This window comes from Mycolicibacterium moriokaense, assembly GCF_010726085.1.
Taxonomy (GTDB): Bacteria; Actinomycetota; Actinomycetes; order Mycobacteriales; family Mycobacteriaceae; genus Mycobacterium; species Mycobacterium moriokaense.
The window spans coordinates 5682541-5706614 of the sequence record NZ_AP022560.1 but is presented as its reverse complement, the minus strand read 5'-3'; the positions used below and the strand labels follow the sequence as shown (position 1 = coordinate 5706614).

25 protein-coding genes are annotated in these 24074 nt (G+C 65.8%); 12 read left to right on the top strand and 13 right to left on the bottom strand.

What is annotated here, in order from left to right:
- Window positions 1–193 precede the first annotated feature (193 nt).
- From G6N43_RS27795 to G6N43_RS27785, 3 genes are all read left to right on the top strand, one after another.
- Window positions 194–397, top strand: a complete 204-nt coding sequence (locus G6N43_RS27795) for a cold-shock protein (RefSeq protein WP_083157341.1) — start codon at window positions 194–196, stop codon at window positions 395–397.
- A 367-nt stretch (window positions 398–764) separates the two neighbouring features.
- Window positions 765–1262, top strand: a complete 498-nt coding sequence (locus G6N43_RS27790; protein WP_083157343.1) for a DUF5994 family protein — start codon at window positions 765–767, stop codon at window positions 1260–1262.
- Between the two features lie 227 nt (window positions 1263–1489).
- Entirely contained in the window at window positions 1490–2740 is a 1251-nt protein-coding gene (locus G6N43_RS27785; RefSeq protein WP_083157344.1) for a KasA/KasB family beta-ketoacyl-ACP synthase, read from the top strand.
- Between the two features lie 3 nt (window positions 2741–2743).
- Here G6N43_RS27785 and G6N43_RS27780 read toward each other — a convergent pair whose 3' ends face one another.
- Together G6N43_RS27780 and G6N43_RS27775 are read right to left on the bottom strand one after the other, a co-directional pair.
- Window positions 2744–3628, bottom strand: a complete 885-nt coding sequence (locus G6N43_RS27780; protein WP_083157345.1) for a cyclopropane mycolic acid synthase family methyltransferase — start codon at window positions 3626–3628, stop codon at window positions 2744–2746.
- Window positions 3629–3652: 24 nt separating this feature from the next.
- Window positions 3653–4582 carry a cyclopropane mycolic acid synthase family methyltransferase gene (locus tag G6N43_RS27775; protein WP_083157346.1) on the bottom strand — a complete coding sequence of 310 codons (930 nt, stop codon included), beginning with the start codon at window positions 4580–4582 and terminating at the stop codon, window positions 3653–3655.
- A gap of 365 nt (window positions 4583–4947) precedes the next feature.
- On the opposite strand from G6N43_RS27775, the gene G6N43_RS27770 reads away from it, so the two are divergent.
- From G6N43_RS27770 to G6N43_RS27755, 4 genes are all read left to right on the top strand, one after another.
- A complete protein-coding gene (locus tag G6N43_RS27770; RefSeq protein ID WP_083157347.1) occupies window positions 4948–6477 on the top strand; it encodes a serine/threonine-protein kinase in 1530 nt (509 codons plus the stop codon).
- A gap of 429 nt (window positions 6478–6906) precedes the next feature.
- A complete protein-coding gene (locus G6N43_RS27765) occupies window positions 6907–7368 on the top strand; it encodes a cyclic nucleotide-binding domain-containing protein (protein ID WP_083157348.1) in 462 nt (153 codons plus the stop codon).
- Window positions 7369–7416: 48 nt separating this feature from the next.
- Window positions 7417–8373 (top strand): 2-hydroxyacid dehydrogenase, encoded by a 957-nt coding sequence (locus G6N43_RS27760; protein WP_083157349.1) that lies wholly within the window; start codon window positions 7417–7419, stop codon window positions 8371–8373.
- Window positions 8374–8469: 96 nt separating this feature from the next.
- A complete protein-coding gene (locus G6N43_RS27755; protein ID WP_083157350.1) occupies window positions 8470–9843 on the top strand; it encodes a serine/threonine-protein kinase in 1374 nt (457 codons plus the stop codon).
- A gap of 28 nt (window positions 9844–9871) precedes the next feature.
- Here the strand turns inward: G6N43_RS27755 and G6N43_RS27750 are convergent, their stop codons facing one another.
- The 3 genes from G6N43_RS27750 to G6N43_RS27740 form a co-directional block, all read right to left on the bottom strand.
- On the bottom strand, window positions 9872–10201 hold the full coding sequence (locus G6N43_RS27750) for a hemophore-related protein (RefSeq protein WP_083157351.1): 330 nt from the start codon (window positions 10199–10201) through the stop codon (window positions 9872–9874).
- Window positions 10202–10323: 122 nt separating this feature from the next.
- Window positions 10324–10479, bottom strand: a complete 156-nt coding sequence (locus G6N43_RS27745) for a hypothetical protein (protein WP_163658236.1) — start codon at window positions 10477–10479, stop codon at window positions 10324–10326.
- A 43-nt stretch (window positions 10480–10522) separates the two neighbouring features.
- Window positions 10523–11191, bottom strand: coding sequence for a hypothetical protein (locus G6N43_RS27740; protein ID WP_083157352.1), 669 nt, complete (start codon window positions 11189–11191; stop codon window positions 10523–10525).
- 165 nt (window positions 11192–11356) lie between these two features.
- Between G6N43_RS27740 and G6N43_RS27735 the strand changes: the two genes are divergently transcribed.
- The gene (locus tag G6N43_RS27735; RefSeq protein ID WP_083157353.1) at window positions 11357–12616 is read left to right on the top strand and encodes a serine hydrolase domain-containing protein; all 1260 of its coding nucleotides are present in this window, start codon (window positions 11357–11359) and stop codon (window positions 12614–12616) included.
- Window positions 12617–12825: 209 nt separating this feature from the next.
- On the opposite strand, the gene G6N43_RS27730 is transcribed toward G6N43_RS27735, so the two are convergent.
- The 6 genes from G6N43_RS27730 to G6N43_RS27710 form a co-directional block, all read right to left on the bottom strand.
- On the bottom strand, window positions 12826–13497 hold the full coding sequence (locus G6N43_RS27730) for a TetR/AcrR family transcriptional regulator (RefSeq protein ID WP_083157354.1): 672 nt from the start codon (window positions 13495–13497) through the stop codon (window positions 12826–12828).
- Window positions 13490–14722 carry a cytochrome P450 gene (locus G6N43_RS27725; protein WP_083157355.1) on the bottom strand — a complete coding sequence of 411 codons (1233 nt, stop codon included), beginning with the start codon at window positions 14720–14722 and terminating at the stop codon, window positions 13490–13492. The genes G6N43_RS27730 and G6N43_RS27725 overlap by 8 nt, the downstream gene beginning before the upstream one ends.
- 183 nt (window positions 14723–14905) lie before the next feature.
- Complete coding sequence (locus G6N43_RS27720) at window positions 14906–15352, bottom strand: STAS domain-containing protein (RefSeq protein ID WP_083157356.1); 447 nt, start codon at window positions 15350–15352, stop codon at window positions 14906–14908.
- Window positions 15353–15653: 301 nt separating this feature from the next.
- Window positions 15654–15788, bottom strand: coding sequence for a hypothetical protein (locus G6N43_RS30915; protein WP_263991822.1), 135 nt, complete (start codon window positions 15786–15788; stop codon window positions 15654–15656).
- 48 nt (window positions 15789–15836) lie between these two features.
- Window positions 15837–16136 (bottom strand): putative quinol monooxygenase, encoded by a 300-nt coding sequence (locus G6N43_RS27715; protein WP_083157357.1) that lies wholly within the window; start codon window positions 16134–16136, stop codon window positions 15837–15839.
- Entirely contained in the window at window positions 16133–16810 is a 678-nt protein-coding gene (locus G6N43_RS27710) for a type 1 glutamine amidotransferase domain-containing protein (protein WP_083157358.1), read from the bottom strand. The genes G6N43_RS27715 and G6N43_RS27710 overlap by 4 nt, the downstream gene beginning before the upstream one ends.
- 294 nt (window positions 16811–17104) lie before the next feature.
- On the opposite strand from G6N43_RS27710, the gene G6N43_RS27705 reads away from it, so the two are divergent.
- The 4 genes from G6N43_RS27705 to G6N43_RS27690 all read left to right on the top strand — a co-directional run bounded on the left by G6N43_RS27705 (window position 17105) and on the right by G6N43_RS27690 (window position 23272).
- On the top strand, window positions 17105–20323 hold the full coding sequence (locus G6N43_RS27705) for a BTAD domain-containing putative transcriptional regulator (RefSeq protein WP_234810306.1): 3219 nt from the start codon (window positions 17105–17107) through the stop codon (window positions 20321–20323).
- Window positions 20324–20454: 131 nt separating this feature from the next.
- Entirely contained in the window at window positions 20455–21525 is a 1071-nt protein-coding gene (locus tag G6N43_RS27700; RefSeq protein ID WP_083157359.1) for an NAD(P)-dependent alcohol dehydrogenase, read from the top strand.
- 26 nt (window positions 21526–21551) lie between these two features.
- A complete protein-coding gene (locus G6N43_RS27695; RefSeq protein ID WP_083157360.1) occupies window positions 21552–22358 on the top strand; it encodes an alpha/beta hydrolase in 807 nt (268 codons plus the stop codon).
- The gene (locus G6N43_RS27690) at window positions 22355–23272 is read left to right on the top strand and encodes an AraC family transcriptional regulator (protein ID WP_083157361.1); all 918 of its coding nucleotides are present in this window, start codon (window positions 22355–22357) and stop codon (window positions 23270–23272) included. Before G6N43_RS27695 ends, G6N43_RS27690 begins: the two co-directional genes overlap by 4 nt.
- A gap of 56 nt (window positions 23273–23328) precedes the next feature.
- On the opposite strand, the gene G6N43_RS27685 is transcribed toward G6N43_RS27690, so the two are convergent.
- Together G6N43_RS27685 and G6N43_RS27680 are read right to left on the bottom strand one after the other, a co-directional pair.
- Window positions 23329–23724, bottom strand: coding sequence for a type II toxin-antitoxin system VapC family toxin (locus G6N43_RS27685; RefSeq protein ID WP_083157362.1), 396 nt, complete (start codon window positions 23722–23724; stop codon window positions 23329–23331).
- Window positions 23725–23973: a type II toxin-antitoxin system Phd/YefM family antitoxin gene (locus G6N43_RS27680; RefSeq protein ID WP_083157363.1), complete on the bottom strand. Its 249-nt coding sequence runs from the start codon at window positions 23971–23973 to the stop codon at window positions 23725–23727. It abuts the gene before it with no gap.
- Window positions 23974–24074: the final 101 nt, after the last annotated feature.

The window sequence follows — 24074 nt, the reverse complement described above, 5'->3', positions numbered from 1 at the left end:
CTTGCGGCGATGCGTGCAGCCAGCCGCTGCAGAAGCGTTGGCACGCAAGGAAAATCGACAGAGCGCGCACGCCGACCCCCGGAACTGGACGAAAGATATTCCAGCACAAGCGAATACGCTTTATCGGCAGACCGTGCTACGGTTGACCTGGGTGTTTTTCGACATCCAATCACAATGAGAGAAGTAGAAAAGTATGACGCAGGGAACTGTGAAATGGTTCAACAGCGATAAGGGCTTCGGCTTCATCGCTCCCGACGGTGGAGCGGACGACGTTTTTGTTCACTTCAGCGAGATCCAGGGCAGCGGCTTCAAGTCGCTCGAGGAGAACCAGCGGGTCGAATTCAACATCGAGCAGGGGGCCAAGGGCCCGCAGGCAACCGGTGTGACAGCGGTTTAACCAGATCTTCGTCGCGTGGGCTGGTGGGTATTTCCCGCCAGCCCACAGCGCGTTTTTAGGACCGAAGATCGACGCGCATCACTGCGCTTGGCATTGATCGGGTAAATTGGGTGTAGGCCGTTTCGCCCAGCATTCTTCCAACATTGCTCCCGCGATCAGCTTGCGGACGGATTTCTGTTCGCCCAATTCGTATGTACGGGCTGTACCCGTACGTTTTAAGGACGTGTCCTATGGAATCGTCGGACCTGTTTTCACACCCCTACGAGCCGCAGGTTGCTGCGAAGCGCGCGCCCTCCACGGAGCGCACGGAGAACCCCACCTTCTCGGACCAGGATCAAAAGAAGTCGCCTTCTTCTAAGCCTTCCTCGTGAACGGTCTGTCGGGGACGCGGCGGGTGGCCCGCCCCGTACGACTTCTACTCGCACGACAGCTGGGCGCCGACATCGACGGAGCGTGGTGGCCCCACTCCGCGTCGGTCGCCTCGGAGCTGCCCGAGCTCATCGGTGTGCTGCACGCCCCGCTCGGCGAGATCGTCGACATCGGGATCAACTGGTCGCCCACCGAGGGGCCGGTCGACCTCGAGTCGATCGTCACCGGCGCTCGCGTCATTGACCGGCCTGGCCCGCGCCGTCCCCGGCTGATGATGGTGGAGGGCCGCACCGCCTGCGCGAAGTTGCTCGTGGTGCCCTACATGACGTCCCAGAACCTCGGCGCGACGGTGATGCGCTGCGCGGCGGGCCTGTCCGCATCTCTCGAGGAGCGCGACAGCAAACTCTGGGACCTCGCCCACAGCCTCATGGGCATCGCCAAGGCCGAGAGCGCCGTCTGGTCGGGGCGCCTCGGCGCCGAGGACGCAGTCCTCTAGCGCGCCGTCCTCGAACATCGGTGCCTGCCTGATGATTTCGGCGTGATTCCCGCCGGTCGAGTTAGACGCGATCGGCCCCTTCGTCGGTGACCGAAGAGCTGTCGTTTACGCTAGAACCGTTGCTGGAGTGTGCGGATCGAAGAAGTCGCTGCGGCGGTGCATATTCCGTCGTAGATTGGGGAAATCACGACCAGGTCCGCTAGCTGAGTGAAGGACTTTGGTGACCCATGGCCAGTAGAACGACCGGCGGCGGTCTTCCCGATGTCGTCGTTACCGCGCTGGCGTCGACCAACGCGCTGGCCACCGACCCCGAAGACACCTGGCAGCAACTGCTGGAGGGGCAGAGCGGCATTCGCCGACTGGACAAGCCGTTCGTCAAGGAATACAACCTGCCCATCCGCATCGGTGGTCCACTCCGCGAGGATTTCGACCAGCACCTCAACCGGGTCGAGCTGCGCCGGCTGTCGTACATGCAGAAGATGTCGCGTGTGCTGGGCCGCCGGCTGTGGGAGGCCGCCGGATCCCCCGAGGTCGACACCCGTCGCCTGCTCGTCTCGATCGGGCTCGCGCTGGCCAGCACCCAGGCGATGATCTCGCTGTACGACGACTTCAAGCAACGCGGCGTGCGCGCTGCCAACCCGCTCGCGGTGCAGATGCACATGCCGAACGCGCCCGCCGCCTCGGTGGGGCTCGACTTCCAGGCCAAGGCGGGCATCACGTCACCGGTGCTGGCCGACGCGTCGGGCGCCGCCGCCATCGCGGAGGCCTGGCAGGGCATCATCCTCGGCGAAGCCGACATCGCCATCTGCGGCGGCGTCGAGAACTACATCGAGGCGGTGCCGGTTGCGTCGTTCACCAACCTCGGCTGGCTGGCGTCCAACAACGACGACCCGGCCGCCGCGTGCCGTCCCTTCGACACCGACCGCGACGGCATGGTCCTCGGCGAGGCCGGCGCGCTGATGCTCATCGAGACCGAGGAGCACGCCAAGGCCCGCGGCGCGCCGATCCTGGCGCGGCTGATGGGCGCGGCCATCACGTCCGACGCCTTCGACGTCGTCGACCCGGACCCGACGGGAGAGCGGGCGGGCGACGCGATCACCCGGGCGATCGAGCTGGCCGGGGTGACGCCGACGGACATCGACCACATCAACGCGCACGCCACCGGCACCAAGCACGGCGACCTCGCCGAGGCCCGCGCGATCCGCCGCGCCCTCGGCGACCACTCGGCGGCGGTGTATGCGCCGAAGGCGGCACTGGGCCATTCGTTGGGTGCCGCAGGTGCGGTCGAGGCGGTGCTGACGGTGCAGGCGCTGCGCGACGGGGTCATCCCGCCGACGCTGAACCTGAAGGCACTGGATCCCGAGATCGATCTCGACGTGGTGGCCGACCGGCCGCGTCACGGCGACTACCGGTACGCCGTCGCGGATTCCTTTGGCCTGGGCGGCAATAACGTCGCGCTGGTGTTCGGCGCGCCCTGACGTTCAGCCCTTGGTCAGCGTGAACTGACCCAGTTCGCTGATGCCGCGCTGGAAGAAGTCCGCGCAACCCACCAGGTACTTCATGTAGCGCTGGTAGACCTCTTCGGACGTGGCGGCGACGGCCTCGTCGTGCGCGGCCTCGAGGTTCTTGGCCCAGGTCTCGAGGGTGCGGACGTAGTGCGGGTTCAGCGTTTCGAAGTGCTGCATCGCGAAGCCGGCCTCGCCCGAGAGTCCGATGATGTCCTCGTCGCAGGGGATCGAGCCGCCGGGGAAGATCTCCTTGGCGATGAACCGCATGAACTTCAGGTCGGACATGACGATCGGGATGCCGAGGTCGGGCCAGCGCTTGAGCGGATGACCCATGATCGTCTGCAGCACCAGCCGGCCGCCGTCGGGCAGGATCCGGTAGCACGTCTCGAAGAACGCGCCGTAACGCTCCTTGGGGAAGGCCTCGAACGCCTCGATGCTCACGATGCGGTCGACGGGCTCGTCGAACTGCTCCCACCCGTGCAGCTCGACGCGCATGCTGCGGTCGGTGTCGAGCGTCGTGAAGAGCTCCCTGCAGTAACGGGTTTGGTTGTTGCTCAGCGTGAGACCGATGACGTTGACGTCAAATTTCTCCACGGCGCGCTTCATCACCGAACCCCACCCGCAGCCGACGTCGAGCAGCGTCATGCCGGGCTGGAGGTCGAGCTTGCCGAGCGCGAGGTCGATCTTGGCGAGCTGTGCCTCGGCCAGCGTCATGTCCTCGCGTTCGAAGTATGCGCAGCTGTAGGTGCGTGATGGATCCTGGAACAGCCCGAAGAACTCGTCCGACAGGTCGTAGTGCGCCTGGACGTCCTCGAAAGGAGGCTGCATGTCGTTCGGGCGGGACTTCATGTCGGTCATCAACGCTTAACCCTACTAAATGAATTATTGCTTCTCGCAAGTGAATTGGCATACGTCGGTGTATCCGTTGCGGAACAGGTCGGCGCACCCGGTGAGGTACTTGTGAAAGCGCTCGTAGACCTCGACGGACGTGATCTCGATGGCCCGTTCCTTGTTCGCCTCGAGGTTTGCCGCCCACGTGTCGAGGGTGCGGGCGTAGTGCGGTTGCAGATGCTGCTCGCGCGTGACGGTGAAGCCGGCCTTCGTGGCTTGCTCGACGACCTGCGCCGCGAGCGGCAGCCGACCGCCGGGGTAGATCTCGTCGAGGATGAACTTGATGAAGCGCACGGTCGACATCAGCAGCGGCAGCTTCTTGGCTTTCACCTCTTCATCGCTGGGGATGAGGATGGTGTGTAGCAGCATCACGCCGTCGTCGGGCATGAGGTTGTACGTCTTCTTGAAGTAGTCGGGGTATTTGCCGAAGCCGAAGTGCTCGAACGCGCCGATCGATACGACGCGGTCGACGGGCTCGTCGAACTCCTCCCACGGCTGCAGTCGAACCTCCATCTTGCGGCTGCTGGTGGAGTTGGCGAACCAGTGCTCCTCGATGTGCCGCTTCTGGTTCTGCGAGAGCGTGAGGCCGATGACGTTGACGTCGTACTTCTCGACGGCCCGCATGATCGTCGAACCCCAGCCGCAACCGATGTCCAGCAGCGTCATCCCCGGCTGAAGCCCCAGCTTGCCCAGCGACAGGTCGACCTTCGCCATCTGCGCTTCCTCGAGCGACATGTCGTCACGCTCGAAGTACGCGCAGCTGTACGTCTGGGTCGGGTCCTGCCACAGCTTGAAGAAGTCGTTGGAGATGTCGTAGTGAAACTGGACCTCGTCCTTGTCGGAGCCGTGGATCTTCCCCGCGGACTCAGACAGCCATTTCGATTGCGCAGTGGGTGCGGTCTTGGTACGTGAATCAGCCACCGTGGCTCCTGTCGCGCATTGTTCGGATACCGACATGCCGCCGGACAAGAGGGTGTTCCCCGTCGCGGCGAACGTTATGCCTATGAATTTGTGACGTGCGACCGGCGGTGCGCGGATGCGTGGCTGCGCAGGTCAGCAGGCATGTCGCTGGCCGGCTGCCCCCGGAAACGCCGTTCGCAAAGTGCCGCTACCCTTTGTACACTCGCCAGTGAGCAAATCGGTTGTGCTGCTTTGCTTTCGGTGGTCGCATCGGTGCGCCACATATTACCGCTGCGGGGAGCGGTTAAGGATCAGGTTGTCGCGGGAACTCGGTTGAACGCAGCGGATCGACCTGCACACATCTAGCGAAGGACGAAAGGATTCATATGGGTTCCCCGAACGGCGGGACTCGCGTGGGTACGCAATTCGGGCCGTATGAGCTCCAGTCGCTGATCGGTGTCGGCGGAATGGGCGAGGTGTACCGCGCCTACGACACCGTCAGGGAGCGCGTGGTGGCGATCAAGCTGCTTCGCACCGAGGTGGCCGCCGATCAGAGCTTTCAGCAGCGCTTCCGGCGCGAGTCCCGCGTCGCCGCGCGGCTGCAGGAGCCGCACGTCATCCCGGTGCACGACTTCGGCGACATCGACGGCGTCCTCTATATCGACATGCGGCTGGTCGAGGGTGCGAGCCTGAAGGATGAGCTGCTCGCCAAGGGGCCGTTGCCGCCTGCGCGTGCGGTGTCGATCATCAGTCAGGTCGCGGCCGCGCTGGACGCGGCGCATGCCAACGGCCTCGTACACCGCGACATCAAGCCGGAGAACGTGCTGCTGACGCCCGAGGACTTCGCCTATCTTGTCGACTTCGGTATCGCGCACGGCGGCGGCGAGGCGAGCGTCACGAGCACCGGACTGGTCATCGGCTCGTGCGCCTACATGGCGGCCGAGCGGTTCAGCGGCGCGCGCGGCGGACCGGCCGCCGACGTGTATTCGCTGACCTGCCTGCTGTACGAGTGCCTTGCCGGCCGTGCGCCGTTCGAGGCAGGCGACGTGCGGCAGATGATGGGCGCGCACATGTTCTCGCCGCCGCCGCGGCCCAGCATCATGCGGCGCGGCATCAATCGCGGGTTCGACGACGTGATCGCGAAGGGCATGGCCAAGCAGCCCAGCGAGAGGTATTCGACGGCCGGTGAGTTGGCGAAGGCCGCGTCGGCGGCGCTGTCGGAGTCGACGCCTCCGCCGGCTGTGCCCGTCCCTCCGGTTCCGCCGAGTCACACCAGGCAGTTCACCGCGGTCGACCCGAATCCGGTACGGACCGGTTATCTGCCGCCGCCGCCTTCTAAGAAGTCGCGGTTCGGCCCGACGCAGGTGGCGCTGGTCGCGGCGACGATCGTGATGTTCACAGCGGCCGTGGTTCTCGCGGCGGTGCTGGTGTTCGGCGACCGCAGCGGCGGGTCGACGCCGCAGACGAGGTTGGCGGTGCCTACTTCAACGCCGGCGCCGGAGACGACGACGGTCACGGAGTCGCCGTCGACAACGACGAGCACGACACCTACCACGACGACGTCGGCTCGGTCGGAGCCCATCGCGGGGGTGTCCGGCACCGATGCGCAGGGGTTCGTCGGCCATACCGCGCGCTGCGACCCGGGCAGCACGCCCGCTGCGGCGATCCGGACAGCGAACTCGATTGCCGTGGTGTGCGAGTCGGCGCCGGGCACCTATTACTACCGGGGTGAGCGGCTGCGCGACGGCGCCAATTTGCAGCTGTCGAATGCGACGCCGTCCGGTCGCGGGTTCACGGCGGTGAACCCCGCCGACGGGGCCCGCTACGAGGTGCAGCCCGACATGCTGACCATCCTGTCGCGGACTGGAGTGGACTCGGCGGAACCCGCGCTCGAGTACGGCTCGGACGAGCGATAAGACATCTCCTTTTGGCGTCCTATGACCGAGATTGAACTGATGGTTGTGGCGTGCGCTCAACAACCCTCAGTTCAATCTCGACGAGAGCGGGCTCAGCGGGAGCGGAGCAGGCGATAGTCGGTGCGGACGGGCCGCCCCGCGGCCAGGCCACCGCGGGACGGCTCGACCGCGTCGACTAATCGACGCGCGTCGGCTACATGCCGGCCAGGCCGACCGCGACCAGTCCGAGTCCTGAAACGAGGAGGACCGCTCCGGTGGCCGTGACGGCGAGGGCGCGGAGGCGATCGATCATGGGGCTTGCTCCTTGGGTGCGTCGGTGGGACGACCCAAGGTTCGGGCACTGATCTTGAGGAATTCTTGCCACATTCTTGAAGTGCGGTGGATAGGCTCGTCGAGGTCAGGGTCAGATCGCGGATCGGGGGACCCACCATGGACAACCGCAAGTACGAGCGCGAGAGCGCCGAGGCCCTTCGCCAGGAGCAACAGGAAAGCGTCCGCCGACTACGCGAGTTCCCGACCTTCGCGAAGTTCTCCGACTCCGACCTGAAAAAGCTGGTCGAAGCGGCACACCGCACGTCGACCTCGGGGCCGTGGCCGCTGATTCGTGAGCAGACCCCGTCGGACGCCTGCTACATCCTGCTCAGCGGGGAGGCGGGCGTCTACGTCGGCAATGAGCGCATCGCCGTCGTCGGGGCCGGCGAGATCATCGGCGAAAACGCGCTGCGCCGCGGCAAGCTGCGCAACGCCACCGTGACGACGACCGGTCGGGCCGAAGTCCTGCACATCGAGCGCGAGGACCTCGAGCGGTTGATCGCCGAGATCCGCGCCCTGCGCGAAACCCTGGACGAGACCGTGTCGCGTCACGTCCCGGCATCGGCCACCGCCGAGTAGGCCCGGCCCGGTAGCGAGTTTCCGCACGTCACCGTACCGTGCAGCACTATGCCCCAAGGCGTGTTGCAGGTCGGCCGGCTGATGCCGTCGCTGACGCAGAAACTTCGTGACGACTACGCCGCATACCTGCTGCCCACTGACCCCGCCGAGCGCGCGGAGTTCCTGACGTCGCACGGCAGCGAGATCCGCGTGGCGGTGACGTCGGGCGGCGTCGGCGTGAACGCGGACCTGATGGCGGCGCTGCCGAACCTCGGCGCGGTGGTGAACTTCGGCGTCGGCTACGACACGACCGACGTCGGCGCGGCCGCCGCCCGCGGCATCGGCGTGAGCAACACCCCCGACGTGCTGACCGACTGCGTGGCCGACACCGCGGTGGGCCTGATGATCGACACGCTGCGGCAGTTCCCGGCGTCAGACCGTTACGTGCGCGCGGGCCGGTGGCCGGTCGACGGCATTTACCCGTTGACCCGTCAGGTGAGCAACACCCGCGTCGGGATCATCGGGATGGGTCGCATCGGCGGCGCAATTGCCAAGCGGCTCAGTGCTTTCGACTGCACGATCTCGTATCACAACCGGCATCAGGTCGACGGGTCGCCGTATACGTACGTGGGCTCGCCGGTCGAGCTGGCAGCCGCGGCCGACGTGCTGATCATCGCGGCGACGGGCGGTGCGAGCACCGAGAAGCTGGTGAACCGCGAGGTGCTCGACGCGCTCGGAGCCGACGGCTATCTCGTCAACATCGCCCGCGGCAGCGTCGTCGACGAAGACGCCTTGGTGTCGGCGTTGGTCGACGGTCGGCTGGCTGGCGCGGGCCTGGACGTGTTCGCGCACGAACCGAACGTCCCGGAGCCGCTGCTGTCGATGGACAACGTCGTACTGCAGCCCCACGTCGGCAGCGGCACCGTCCAGACCCGCGCAGCGATGGAGGAACTCACGCTGCGCAACCTGGACAGCTTCCTGGAATCCGGGCAGCTCGTCACGCCGGTTCCGCTGCCGGCGTCGTAGCCGACGCGCCGTCCGCCAGCCCCACAGCAACGCGCGGGCCGCTGCGTGCGAGAGTTTTGACATGGCTCCGACGGGCGATATGTGGGGCGTGCGGCCATGCCGCTAGCCGAGGGCGACGTCTTCGCCGGGTACACGATCGTGCGCAAGCTGGGCGCCGGCGGGATGGGCGAGGTCTACCTCGTGCAGCACCCCCGGTTGCCGCGGTACGACGCGCTGAAGATCCTGCCGCGCGAACTGACGATCGACCACGAGTACCGCGAGCGCTTCAACCGCGAGGCCGACGTGGTCGCACGGCTGTGGCACCCGCACATCGTCGGGGTGCACGATCGCGGCGAGTTCGACGGCCAGCTGTGGATCACGATGGACTTCGTCGAGGGCACCGACGCTGCGCGGATGCTCGCCGACTATGGCGGTGGTCTGCCGCCCGAGGACGTCGTGCGGATCGTGTCGGGCGTGGCCGACGCGCTGGACTATGCGCATCAACAAGGCCTGCTACACCGCGACGTCAAACCATCGAATATCCTTCTGGCCCAGACTGGTTCGAAGTTCAGCCGCGTGATGCTCGCGGACTTCGGGATCGCGCGCTGGGTGCGGGACTCGTCCGGTCTGACGGCTACCGACATGACCGTCGGCACGGTGGCCTACGCCGCGCCCGAACAGCTGATGGGGCAGTCGCTCGACGGCCGGGCCGACCAGTACGCACTTGCCGCGACGGCCTTCCACCTCCTCGCCGGGCAGCAGTTGTTCCAACACGACAATCCGGCGGTGGTGATCAGTAACCACCTGACGGCGAGCCCGCCGTCGATCGGCGAGCGCATTCCCGAGCTGTCGGGGCTGGGGTTCGCGTTCGAGCGCGCATTGGCCAAGTCGCCCGCCGACCGCTTCGACACGTGCACCGAGTTCGCCGAGGCGATGGCCGCCGGTCTATCCGGGGTCGCGCAGGAACTGGGCGCCACCGATCGGACGGTCGCGGCGCAGGCGTCGGGACGGCAGCCGACGAAGCACGCCTCGCCGGCCGGCGGGCACCGGCTGCGCAACGCACTGCTGATCGGGGGCGCCGCGGCGGTGCTCGTCGGTGTGGCGATCGCGGCGGGCGTGATCTTCGCGGACCGGGAGAAACCGGCTGCCCAGCGTCCCACCGTTGCGCAGCCTGCCCCGGCGCCGCCGCCCGCCACCGCGCCGGCCATTCCGGTGGTGCGGATCGGCGCGGACTGCGACCCCCTCGGTGCCGCGGGCGTCGCGACGACGGGGCAGCAGGCGTACTGCTCGAGCCTGCCGAGCACCGGCGATCACCTGTGGTCGATCTATTCCGGACCCGTGCCGGACCCGACGGTCATGCCCGGACCCAACGACGAGGTGTACCCGCCGGGCATCGAGGAGCAGGTGCGGGTCTGTGTCAGTGAGACGGGGAAGAGTCGAATCGAATGCCGCAACGACATTCGCGACGGAAACCTGACCGGTCCCGCTTAGTAGTAATCAGGTTGTGTCGCTACTGTTTTCAGTAGTTGTTGCAGGAGCCCGCGACCAACAGCATCGTATCGAGATACTGCTGGGCGGCCGGCATGGCCGACAGCTGCTGGGCGGTCTGCTGACGCTGAGGAATCGGGGACGCGAGGAAGTCCTGCACCACGCCGGTGGCGATGGGGGAGCTGGTCAGTTCGGCCGCAGCCGCGGGGTTCTGCGCGTTGAGCGCTCCGAGCACCTGCGGGTACGTGCAGGTGGTGTTGATGATTGCGCTGAGATCTTGCGCAGACGCCATCCCGGCCCCGGCGGTCAATGACAACGCCAGACCGCCAGCGGCGACGAGAACTTTCGCATATGTCCGCATGAGGCGAAGCTAGCACGCATCGACAATCCTGACCACGCAAAGTTTCGCGATCGGGGTCCTATTCCACTTGTGGCAGAACATCTCTGAGCAACTTCTAAGAAATCACTGTCGCTCATAAGAATTCAGATCAACATTTGTCGCAATGCGCGCTCGGTGATCGCCTCGGCGTCCTCGCGGATGCCGACGTTGGTGAGGTGGCGGCCGATCGTCAGGGTCGAAACGCCGTGCAGCAGTGACCATATCGTTCCGGCAAGGTCCTTCGGGTTGCTGACGGGCATACGTGGGTGGCGTCGTTGACTCGGCCCGTTCGCTGACGCCCGCTCAGCCGCCCTTAGAGGCCGGCAGTCGCACCAACACCACCGAGACGCCGAGGTACCAGATCATGGTGGCCAGTGACGGGATCCAGACCGTGGCCCAGCTCGCCGCCGCTGGGAGATCGGTGGCGACGAGGACGCCGAGCGTGCCGATGAGATTCAGCGCTGCGGCGACGACCGCCAGCCACGCCGTCCAGCGCGGCAGCGCACCCCTTTGAAAGACACACATCGCATAGGCGATGGCCGCCGAACCGATGGAGAAGCCGGCCAACTCGACCAGGGCCAAGCCGAAGTCGAACCCGACGACCCGCACCGCATGCGGTGACAGCCGATCCGCGGCTCGGGCGACGACGATCTGGATCGCCATCGCGACCAACATCATCGAGGCGAACACTGCCCAGCCGACGAAGAACAGGTCCCCCAGGCTCCGGCTGGCCTCGGCCCGGTGCAGCACTCGACGCACGGCGAGAGCGAACCAGACCAGCATCGAGACGGCGAGCGCGATCAACCAGCCCTGGGTCACCAATGTGGCGTGGTGGTCGACGAAGAACGCGTGGATCTCCTCGTCTCCCGCCGACGGTGGCAGCTGCTTGCCGACGACTGCGGCAGCGACTCCCGTCACTGCGATACTTCCCAGGCCGGCGACCCCGCCCCATCGAATCCAGTGTTCAGCCATGCCTCCCCCTGCCTTCTCAAGGTTCAATTAAGCGTCTACAGGGTACGAGGCGAAATTGTGACAGTTTCTGTCACCTGCGGCGGCGAGATGTATCGGGTCATCCAGTGGTCCGCCGGCGGCGCATATCGTCCCCCGGCCCCGAGGAGGCCCTATGGTTGGCGGGCCATGACAGCAACGGCCCGGGTCGCGTCGCTGGCGATGTGCGTCGCGCTCGGCCTCGCCGGGTGTGCGTCGTCGCCCGAGCCGTCGACGGCGGGGCCGTCGACCACTTCCACGACAACGGGCGCCCCGAATCCGGCGCTGAAGACCATCGACCCCGCATCCCTGCGGAAGGTGGTCGAGCAGGCCGCAAAGGACCTCCTCGTCCCCGGCGCCATGGTCGTCCTGCGGACGCCGCAGGGAACCTTCGACGTCGGTGTCGGCACGACGGAACTCGGTGCGACGACACCGCCGACCGCGGACACGCACTTTCGGATCGCGTCGAACACCAAGACGTTCACGGCCGCACTGATCGTGCTGCTCGCGCAGGACGGCAAGCTGAAGTTCACCGACCCCGTGTCCAATTACGTGCCGGATGTGCCCGACGGCGCGAACATCACCATCGCCGACCTGTTGACGATGCGCAGCGGCCTCTACAACTACACGGGCGCGCCCGAGCTCGCGAAGATCCTCGATACCGATCCCGCGAAGGCATGGACACCGCAGGAGGCGCTGGCCATCGCGTTCGCGCACCCGCGGGAGTTCGCCCCAGGCGCCGAATACGACTACAACAACACCAATTACGCGCTGCTGGGTCTGGTCGCCGAGAAGGTCGGCGGCCGGCCGTTGGCCGACCAGTTCCAGGAACGTTTCTTCGGACCCTTCGGGCTAAGTCAAACCTCGCTGCCGGCGAGCGGTGACACTCAGATCCCGTCGCCCTCCTCACACGGCTACATGTACGGCGACTCCAGGTATGCCCTCGCCGACGTGGAGTACCCGGACCAGATGCAGGACGAAATGCACGCGGGCACACTCAAGCCCGTCGACTACACCGACCAGAACCCGTCGTATGCCACTGCGGCAGGCGGGGCGATCTCGACGGCCAACGACCTGGCGACGTGGATCAAGACGCTGGTGTCGGGCAAGGTGTTCGACGCCGACTACCAGAAGCAGTGGTTGGACAGCCTGCAAGTCGAGGATCCCAGCGCACCCGGGGGACAGGAGTACGGCTACGGAATCTCGTATCAGCGGTACAGCCCGACCGCCCAGATGTACTACCACGGCGGCGAGCTGCCGGGGTTCAACTCGTTCATCGGCCACGATCCGGATGCCGATGTGACGCTGGTGATTTGGACGAACCTGACATTGTCACCGGATGGCAGGACGACCGCCAACGCGATGCTTCCGATCGTTCTCAAAGAGGTCTATAAGGACCTACCCTTCTAGCTCATGGCATGGACACGCACGGTGGGGCGGCTGCTCCTCAGTGGCGATCCTGCTCGCATCGAACGGATTTGGGAACAGTCAGGCGGCAGCAGACCCATACGTCCTCTGCGGCCACTACAGCGCGATTGCAGTCGCCGGTGAAGTCCTCGGCGCGGGTCAACCCCTTCCAGTTGCTGGCCGACGGGGTGCCGGGGTCACGGGAAAGTAATTCAGGACGCGGCAGTGGGTCTGCTTCGCTGCGGCCGCACACCGGCGGGCTGCAGCGCCTCCAACGCCTGCGTTAGCCGCGGATACACGATCGCCGGGCCCAACCAGCGAGAGATGAAGCGGCGCAAGGCGAAACCGTCGCGGGCGGGCTCGCCGGGGTCGACGAGCAACGAGTGAAACGTCCGCAGTCCCAGCTCGGCTAACTCGTCGAGAGCAGCGTCGTCGAAACCGTGTCTCTCCCAGTCGACGTCGCAGCGGTGCAGCATCGAACGGCTGAACGCCCGCGCTGTGTCGGAGGTCAACGAGACCGTCGAGCCGCGCTTGGATCCGCTGCGTAGCAGGTTGGCAAACTGCGGGTCGTCGGACAGTGTTTCGACGGCGAACGCGATGCCCTCGACAAGCGCCTCAGCGGGTTCGGTCAGCCCGCTGGTGCGCTCGGCGAGCCGGTCGAGGAAGCCGTCCGCGGTGCGCATCCCACTGGCGAGCAACAGCTCCTCGCTGCTGTGGAAGTAGCGGTAGACGGTCTGGCGCGTCACGCCCAGGGTGCGGGCGACGTCGGCGATGCGGACGCTCGACCCGCGCTCGGCGATGATGGCGTCGGCCGCGTCGAGAATCCGGTCGATGGCCTCTTCGTCGCTGGCCGGCGCGTTGCCCGACCAGCCGCGGCTACGCATTGGAGAACTCGATGGGCAGTGTTCGCGGTCCGCCCAGCCCGATCATGGGCTTCCACGGCGCGGGCCCGGTGCGCTTCGGATGCACGATGCGGCGGGTCAGGATGCGTAGGGCTTCGGCGAGTTCGAGGCGGGCCAGGTTCGCGCCGAGGCAGTAGTGGATGCCGCCGCCGAAGCTCAGCACGGCGGGTGCTTCGGTGCGGGTGATGTCGAAACGGTCGGTGTCGTCGTAGATGGCCGTATCCCGGTTGGCGGCAAAGGTATTCACCAGCACCGGTGTGCCGGCGGGGAAGAGGTAGCCCGCGAACTCGGTGTCCTCGGTGACCGAGCGCAGCGTGCCGACGGCGATCGGGGAGTGGCGCATGGTCTCCTCGACGGCGGTGGCCGCCAGCTCGGGATGCTCGGCCAGCAGCGCCCATTGGTCGGGGTTGTCGAGCAGGATGTCGATCGACGCGGCGACCTGGTTGCGGGTGGTGTCGGTGCCTGCGAGGAGCAGGCCGCCCGCGAGCATGCGCAGTTCGGCGGCGTTGAGATGGTCGCCCTCGTCCTCGGCGCGGATCAGGTCGGACAGCAGATCGTCGGTGGGGGTGTGGCGCCGGCGCGCGACCATCTCGTCGACGTAGTCATCGAGCTCGCCCCAGGCCTTCATGACGAGCGCCTCGTCGATGCCCGCCTCGAGGTCGAGGCTGAATGCGGTGAAGATGTCGTCGGCCCACAGTGAGAATTGTTCCCAGTCCTCGCGCGGGGCGCCGAGCAGTGCGCAGATGATCGGTACGGGGTAGGGCCGGGCGATGTCGGTGACGACGTCGCAGCGCCCGTCGACGGCCGCGCGGTCGACGAGTTCGTTGAGGACGTCGACGATGGTGTCGTGCAGCCGCGCGCTGGCCCGCGGCGTGAACGCCTTGGACACCAGGCTGCGCAGCCGGCGGTGGGGTTCGCCCTCGACGCCGAGGAGGCTGTTGACGATCTTGTCCCACAGCGGTCCCGAGGTGATGCCGTGCATCATCAGGTTCAGTCCGGGCGGGATGGTGAAGCGCGGGTCGCGCAGGATGGCGCGGACCAGTTCGTGGGAGATGATCTCGGGCCCGAACGGGCCGATCGCGATCGGGGCCTGCGCCTGTGCCTCTTGAATCCGGGGAAACACGTCTGCCGGGCTCTCGTCGACGGCGTACGTCAGCGTCGGGAGCCCGGCATCGAAAACACTGGGAGCTAGCACGTCGACGGTCATGGGCCACCTGTTTCGGGCTGGTGCGACAGATTATTAAAAATGTATGACCGCGCCAAGGGGAAGTCAACGAACGGCGAGGAAGACGTATCGAGGCCGTCATACAAATAGAGGAAAGCGTCTTACTGGAGTTTGCCGGGCGCGCAGCAACCAGCCACGGCGGAGCAGGAGTGTGGCGGCCGGACGCTAGCCCGCGGGCCGAACGTGCTGGTGGCAGCGTGCCGAGCGGGTCAGCAGATCCAGGCCCGACGGGAGGTCGTCGACGAGCGGCAGTTCGCCGTCGGGATCGCAGATCGACAGCAGGCGTCGCACCGGGTGGCTGCCGATGATGATCCAGTCGACGTCGCTGCGGGCGCAGTGCACGCTGATGTAGTAGAGCGCGGTGAAGGCCTGCGTTCCGGCGAACTCGACGGCCCGCAGGTCGAGGATGAGTTGGCGCGAGATACCGGTGTGGTGTTCGACGAAGCGGCCGAGGTCGCGTCCGTTGGCGGCGTCGAGTTCGCCGATCACCGCGATGGCGAGCCGCGACGCCGACAGCCGTCGCACTGAGAACGTCGCTCGTCCGCACCGAAGGTGCTCATCTATCGACACAGCATCCGGTCGACCGATCTGTACGGTCTCAACCGTCGTCATCACACCACTCCCCCGAGGCGTCTTCAGATTGTCGCCGGGCAGCGTTCCCAGGCGAAACCCCCAGTACGCGGCGCCATGAGGCGCTGCCGGCGGGCTGGAAGCTCAACCACCGTTGACACTAGTACGGATGACGCGGCAGGTCTGCATTTCTCAGGGAACTGCCAGATATGGCTTCCTGCTTAGGTTTTGGTCAGCTGGACTAACAGCGTTGCTACGCCGTCGTCAATAACCGAAGGTCGCGCTACACCCGGACGGGAACCTTCGCGGCTGAGAGCCCTACTGCAGAGCTGACCTCGGCAGGTCAGCGCGAGGACGCGTCCCTGCCCATCCCCTGCTCATCGCTCCCGCGGTCCTCCCCGCGGATGTGCTCGCGGTCGCTGACCGAGCTTTCGCCGGTCTGCTGGCCGGGCACTTGCTCGGACGAATCGTCTGCCATGCTGCGTGCGTTCATGGGAAACGGACTACCCGCTGCGCGGCGTTCGTACTACACGGGGCGCAGAATCTGCACGCGTCTCTCGGCCAGCAGCGGACCGATCTTCGCGACGACAATCTGTTGGTAATGGTCCGAATTCTTATGCGCCGCAAGCGACTCCTCGTCGCGATAGCGTTCGATCAGCACGATGCCGGTCGGATCGTCATCGGCTTGGAGGATCTCGTAACCTTCACATCCCGGTTCGGCCAGGGATTTGCGCTGCAATTCGCCCAGTAGGCCGCGGATGGTGCCGATCGATTCTTCGGTGGGCCGCCAATGGGCCACCACTACAACCGATTTCACCGGTGTCATGGAATCTGCTTCAACGCCTCGACCAGAGCCTCGCCGACGAGCGTCCCAGATTGCGGGTTCTGACCGGTGATCAGACGACCATCGACAACGAGTTTCGGATGCCACGGTTCAGTGGCTTCGTAGAGGGCGCCTTCCTCTCGCAATGCGGCTTCGAGGTCGAACGGCACGTCTTGGTCGGCATAACCATCTTCCTCAGCAGTGGAGAAGCCGGTCAGCTTGCGGCCACGTACCAGCGGCGTGCCGTCGTCGAGGGTGACGCCCAGAAATGCCGATGGACCGTGGCACACTGCCGAAACGATCAGGCCGGCGTCCCAAGCGCGAATGACGGTGGACTGCACCTCGGGGTTACGGGTGATGTCGACCATCGGTCCGAGGCCGCCCGGAAAGAACACCGCGTCGTAGTCCACCACGTCCACCTCCGACAGCTTGCGGCTACGCGATAACCGCCGATAGGCCTTGTTGTCGAGGAAATCGGTCTGGCTCTCGTCGTCACCGTCGAATCCATCCTCCGGCGGTTTGCCGCCCTTCAGAGAGGCGAACTCGACGGCGATGCCTGCGCGATCGAGGGTCTCGAATGGATGGGCGATCTCGGGAAAGAAGAAGCCCGTCGGACGATTGTGCGGTCCGATGAATGCGGCGTTGGTTGCGACGAACAGCACATATGGGACACCCATGACCTTCTCCTTGACCTAAGACATCCGACCGTTGGACGCAGCACAGCACGTGCGAGCGGAACGCGGCTTAGCTCTAGCTGCGATCCGCGCGGAACGGGCAATCACCGGGCACGAATGGGCTATCGGAGTGCTGGGTGACGATGTCGTTCGTCCTGCGGCCGACGGTGCCCGGACAGTAAGCTCATCGGGTAACTGGGCAGGCCAGGGTGGCCGGTCGATACGGGCCGGCGTCGATCCGAGTCGGTACGGCCGGTCACAGTGGCCACTTATCGGATCGATCCGGAAGCGACAGACGTGACTGTGCCGAACGGTTCCGTCGGTGCGCCCGACAGCGAGCTTTCGGACTCGCCTGGCGCGTTGAGTCTTCATGTCCTCGGTCCGTTGCGGATTTGGCGTGACGGCGCCGAGGTGGATGCGGGTCCGCAGCAGCAGGGGCACGTGCTTGCTGTTCTGCTGGCGAGGGTGGGACACCCGACGAGCACCGCTGAGCTGATCGACGCGATCTGGGGTCGGGACCCGCCGACAAGTGCGGTCAATGTCCTCCACAAGTACATCGGTGCCCTCCGGCGGGTGCTTGAGCCCGCACTACCGGCGCGAGGGGCCGGCTCGTACCTGTCGCGGCGGGGCGACGGGTACCTGTTCACGGTGCATCCGAATGAGCTTGATCTGCTGCGCTTTCGGAATAATGTCGGCGACGCGCGGACCGCGATGGCGGATGATCGGCTCGATGCGGCGCTGGATCACTACGCGCGTGCGCTGGAGCTGTGGAACGGGCCGGCTGGCGACGGATTTGCGCACGGACCCACCGCTTCGGCGATCTTCGCCGGATTGAACGACGAATTCTTCGACGCCTGCGCGGCGGCTGTCGATCTTGCGGTCGCAACACGCCATCCCGAGCGAGTGCTCGCGTCCGTTCGACTTGCCGCGGCAATGGCCCCCTTGCATGAGCGGGTGCAGGCGGGGCTCATCACAGTTCTCGGCGCTGCCGGACGCCAGGTCGAAGCCTTGTCGGTGTACCAGGCGGTGCGCGGCCGTCTCGCCGAGGACCTCGGGCTCGACCCCGGTGAAGCCCTCGAGAAGGCGCACCAGGATGTGTTGCAGCACAACGTTGTTGAGAGCAGGCGATCGCATGATCCGGATCGCGCAGACGTAGCCATCCTGTACGCAAGTCCGTTGGTCGGCAGGGCCGAAGAAATCAAGATGCTCGAGCAGGTCGTCGATGGCGCACTCGCGGGCCGTGCCGGGTCGGTGATCGTCGAGGGTGAGCCGGGGGTCGGCAAGACCCGCGTTCTGCAGGAGATCGCCACCGATTCCGTTCGTCGCGACGTCCTCGTCGTGTGGGGCCGCTCCCTCGAACGCGAGGGGATGCCGTCGATGTGGCCCTGGGTTCAGGTGGTGCGCGCGCTCATCGATGTGCTGCCCGTCGCCGCCCGGGACGAATGGGTCAACAGCGAGATCGGTCGACTCGTCGAGCCACGCGACGGCGTCCTTTCTGGGCCCCTGTTTCCCGACAGCGGCACCCAGTTCCGCCTCTTCGAGGGAGTCGTCGCCTTCCTCGAGAACGTGTCTGCTGCACGGCCTTCGGTGATCGTGCTCGACGATCTGCAATGGGCCGACTCTGCGTCGCTGCAGCTGTTCGCGCACCTCGCGGGACGACTCCCAGCTGGCATAGCCATCATCGGGGCGATGCGCGATCGCGCTCCCACTCCCACCCAGGAACTGGCGCGCATGTTGGCCGCCACAGGTAGGGTGCCGGGCCATCGGCGGATCCGCCTGGCCTCTCTGAACGTGGCCGAGGTCGCGGAACTCGTCCGTTTCGAAACCGGCCAGGATCCGCCTGCGGACCTGGCTCGAGGCCTGCACGCGCGCACCGGCGGTAACCCGTTCTTCGTTCGTGAGTTGTCCCGTTACCTCGCCGACGATGACGCGCTCACCGCGGACAGCGCCGCTGCGGCGAAGGTGCCGGCCTCGCTTCGGGACGTCGTGAAGGACCGGTTGACGCACCTCGACGAGGTCTGCACGGGCCTTCTGCATGTCGCGGCACTCATCGGCAGGACCGTCACCCTCGATCTGCTCGCCGAAGCCGCTGGGCTCACCGTTCAGACCTGCCTCGACAAGCTCGACTCATTGGAGGCCTTCGGCTTCCTCGAGCAGACACCCCGAGATCCGTTCTCCTACTCCTTCACTCACGATCTGATCCGCGATTCGGTCGTCGGAATCATCCCCAACGGGCAGGCGCCGCACCTGCATTTGCGAATCGGCGATGCGCTCGAACGCGCCGGGGCCGACGACGACTCCGTCGCCGAACGTCTCGCATATCACCTGTGGTCCGCAGGGCCGCTGGCCGAATCGGCCCGGACCGCTCGGGCACTGATGAATGCCGGCAGCAGTGCGGCAACGAAGTCCGCGCTGGAAGCCGCCGAGGAGCACCTCCGGTCTGCGGTCCTGCTCTCCCGGAAGGCCGGCCTGGCGGAACTGGAGTTGTCGGCACTGTCCCAGCTGACCGCGGTGGTCGGCATGCGGTCGATGTACGGCATGGCCGCTTTGGAACTGTTCGAGCGAGCCGAGCACTTGGCTCGCGGTCTGGGCCGGAAACCGGAGGCGGCCGGCTTCTTGTTCTCCCGCTGGACCGCCCTTCAACAGGCCATCGAGTTGGACCGCAGTGGACCGGTCGCGCGGCGTCTGCTCGAGCAGGGCTACGAATCGTCGGACCCGCTGGTGCGAACCTATGGGTTGCAGGCCTGGGGAATTCATCAGTGGGACGTCGGCAATGTCGGTGAGGCCGTGCGATATCTGAGTCAGACGAAGCAGACGTTGGTCGATGGTCTGGCGAGTAGCGACGAAGATCCAGTTGCCGGCGATCTGCAGTCGCTCATGGTCGGGATGCTGGCCGAGGTCACCGCACTTCACGGTGAGGTCGACGCTGCGCGCGAGCTGCTTGGGGTCTTGGAAGGTCTGTCGGGCGAAAACCCTTATCGCACAACGGTTTGGGCAACGATGGCCTGCAGGGTCGCGGCGATCGTCGGAGATACCGCGTGGGCTCTGCGCGCAGCGCAGCTGGGCATTGCCGTAGACCCCGGATTCTCATTCGTCTTCCTGGGCACCTACCAGCGGCTGGCGCGTTGCTGGGCTATCACGCTGTCGAGCGACGATCCGGACACCTGGACGGCCGCCATCGAGGAGGCCCAGCAGTTGATTGCCGCGAACCTGCTCGACCCGCCGCGGTCATGCGTCGCGACGTGGTACGCGCTGCTCGGCGAAATGCTCCTGGCGAGCCGGTCAGTCGAGGCCGCTGACGAGGCACTGGATCGCGCGCAGTTCTACGTCGATGCCTTCGGTCAGCGCTACCCGCAGGGCCTGATACTGCTTCTGCGTGCGCGTGGTTCCCACGCACGCGGCGAAACCCTTGCCGCCGTTCAATCGGCTGCCGAAGCGGCTCGGGCATGGTCGGTGGACCACGAAGCCGGACTCTTCGTCCAACGCGTCGACCGGTTCCTCGCCGAACTTCGCTGACGCGCGACATCCAGCGGCGGGCGCAGCGATCCACTGCGAATCAACTGCTGGTCAACTGGGTCGGGATACGTTGATGCCGGGTCAGCACAGGCAGCGGCTCGGCGAACCACCCACCACGTCTGGGGACGACAATGCAGATGCGTGCGGCGCGAATCCACCGTTTCAACGAACCGCTCGAGATCGACGAAGTGCCCGTCCCCGAAGTGGGACGCAATCAGGTCCTGATCAAGGTCGCGGCCGCAGGCATGTGCCGCAGCGACTATCAACTCTTGGACGGCTATTTCCGCGACGGCCTGCCGGTGGAGTTGCCGTTCATCCCGGGGCATGAAGTGGCAGGCACCATCGCCGCAATCGGTTCCGAGGTGCCGAAATCGGCGGGGCTGTCGGAAGGCGATCTGGTCGTGGTGAACCCGAACTGGGGCGACGGCACGTGCCGCGTGTGCCACGAAGGAAACGAACAGCTCTGCAGGAATGGGCAACTCATCGGATTCGGGCCTGACGGTGGTTACGCCGAGTACATGCTGGCGCCGTATGACCACGCGATCTCGGTCGCCGACCAACCCGATGCGCGACCGGAAAACCTCGCACCCCTGACCGATGCCGGGGTCACACCATACCGGGGTATGAAGAAGCTTCGTGACGCCGGGAAGCTCGGCGCCGGACGCACCGGGGTCGTCAACGGCGTTGGGGGCCTGGGCAGTTACGGCGTGCAGTATGCCCGACTTCTCGGCGGCGGCGCGACCGTCGTCGCGTTCGGGAGAAGCGACGAGAAGCTCGCGGTGGCCACCGAGAACGGCGCGCACCACACGGTGAACGTACGAGACAAGTCGGTTGAGAATGTCGAGGACGAACTCGAAGAGCTCACCGGCCGGCGAAGCGTCGACGCGGTTCTGGATTGCGCCGGTTCGACGGAATCGCTGGCGTTGGCGGCGGCCGTTCTGGCAGTGGAAGGCGCGCTCTCACAAGTGGGTTTGATGGGCCAGCGCATCGAACTTCCGCTGTTCCCCTTCGTCAACGGAGAGAAGTCCTACTTCGGATCGTTCTGGGGCAATCACAACGACCTCACGGAGGTTCTCGGCCTCGCCAGTCAGGGCTTGATCAAACACAACGTGGTCACCACCAAACTCGACGACGTCAACACGAACCTGGAGGCGCTGGGTCGAGGAGACATCGTCGGCCGCGCCGTGATCGTCTTCGACTGAGACCGCGGATTATAGGGAGCAGCGCTATGTCAGACATCGTCTTCATTCACGGACTCTGGGTGTCGTATACGTCGTGGCAACCGTGGATCGAGCACTTCGCGGCCAACGGCTACCGAGCGATCGCGCCGCGATGGCCGGGCGAAGCGGAAACTACGGCTGCATCCCGTGAAAACCCAGGTGCCCAAGCCGGGTTCAGCCTCGATCAAATCACCGAGCACTTCGCTGCGGTGATCCAACAGTTCCCCAGCTTGCCGGTGGCTGTCGGGCATTCGTTCGGTGGTTTGATCGCTCAAAAGCTGCTCGGGCAGAACAAGGTGGCAGCCGCGGTGGCGATCGATCCGGCGCCGATGAAAGGCGTGAGAGCGTTGCCGTTCGCGCAACTGCGGTCCGCTTTCCCGGTGTTGGGCAATCCGCTGAACCGTGGCCGAGCCAAGGGCCTCACCCGCGCACAGTGGCGCTACGGATTCGGTAACACGCTGACCGAGGCGGAGTCGGATTCCTTGTGGGAACAATGGTCGATCCCGTCGCCGGGCAGGCCGCTTTTCGAAGTGGGGACCGCCAACTTCGTGCCGAACTCCGCGGCGAAGGTGGACGTCGCCAACGCGGACCGAGGACCGTTGCTGATCACCGGTGGAACAGCCGACCACACCGTGCCGTTCGTGACCGCCAAGGCCGCATTCAAGCGGTATGCGAAATCACCTGCAGTCACGGAGTTTCACGAGTTCGACGGCGCCGGACACTCCCTGACCGTCGACCGGCGGTGGCAGGAAGTTGCCGGGGTTGCACTGACCTGGCTGCGCGACAAGGGGATCACTGGGAGCATCGCGGTATGAGTGGTGGTCGTGCGACCAGCGTGACTGATTGTGGCGCAGGATTATTCGCCCAGTTGGCAGCGCTCGCACCGGGCGAAGGCGTGCACGCCGGTCGCTGGCCCGGTCTTACGATCTACCGGTTTACTCGGCCGTCGCGGCCGCAGTGGGTTGAGAACCTGTCGGTGTCGCTCGTCGTCACCGCGCAGTCCGGTCATGCTGAGGCCTGCGGAGAGCGGCTCGTCGGCGGAGTCAACCATCTGGTGGCAGCCCCTTACCAAGGACTCGATTGGCTGGTTTTGGGGGCGTCACAGGACGACCCGGTGCTGGGTCTTGTCTTGCCGATAGACCCGGCGCTGGTTCGTTCGGTGACGACGAGCGTCCGTGGCATGCACGTTGCAGCGCATGATTCACGTGGACGTCAGCGCATCGCGTCGATCGCCGGTACGGACATAGTGAGCACCGCTGCGAGATTCCTGGAATCGCTGCGAGACGAGTGTGACCGTCGCGTGCTGGCACCGCTGTTGTTGCGGGAGTTGGTGTATCACGTGTTACGCGGTGAACAGGGCGGGCGATTGATTCGGGTTGCCGCACAGCAGACTACAGCCCATCCCGTCGGCGTGGTGATGGCCTACATCGATATGCATATTGCTGAGCCGTTGACTGTCGATGCGCTTGCGGCGCAGGTTTGTCTGAGCCCGTCGAGCTTGTCGCGGGTGTTTCGCGAGGCGACCGGTTGCGGGCCGCATCAGTACGTGAAGGAGGCGCGGCTGGTCCGCGCGCGTCAGCTGCTCGACGGTGACCGATGCACTGTCGCGGAAGCAGCGCGCCAAGTCGGGTACGTGAGCGTGTCGAATTTCATCAAGGCGTTCCACCGCCGGTTTGGCTCGACGCCCGGCGACTATGCGAGCGCACATCCGTTCCGTCGCGCCTGCTAGGTCGATCGTTGCACTCCCTTGGGAACACGGCGTCGGGGAGTGTGCCTGCCGGTACGTCACACCGCGACCACCCGGACGAGATCCTCGAGACCGGTGAAGTCGTCCGCGTTGCGGGTGTAGAGGTCCAAGCCGTTGGCATGCGCGGTCGCGGCAATGAGCAGATCAGCCAAGCGGCTGCGGGGTTTACGTCGTTGGCCGACTATCGCTGCTACAACGAGTCCGTAGCTGCGAACGGTTCTGCTGTCGAACGGGATTGGCTCCATCAGGGATTCGACTTCCTGCAGCCTTGCCTGCCGCTTGGCGGCCTCGACCGGTGTGCTGGCCAGGAGGGTGCCGGCTGCCAGTTCGGCGGCGGTGGCGGCTGAGATCGCCATCTCGTCCGGCAGCTTCTCGACGACTGACGGGTCGTGCCAGTCGACAACCACCGACGTGTCGAGCAGACCGGTGGCCATCTACAAACCCTGGTCGATGGCGTCGTCGAGGTCCCGGCGAAAGCGGTCAGGGTCGATCCGGACCCTCGCGCCGGCCATGTGTGCCAGGTCGTCGCGGCTGATGAATGTCTTCCGGACTAACTGCACGGGACGAAGTTCTGCGACTGGTTCCCCGTTGCGGGTGACCACGAAGGTCTCGCCTGCCGACACCGCATCCATGAGCTTGGCGTTCTCGTTGCGAAGCTCTCGCTGCGGAATGGTCCGGGCCATACATCGAGTGTAGCTAAATGTGCTACGGCGTGCTACGCGGCAAGGCGGCCGTGTCAGTTGGCCCGGCGAGCGCCCCTACCGGCGCACACGCGGTCGTGCTT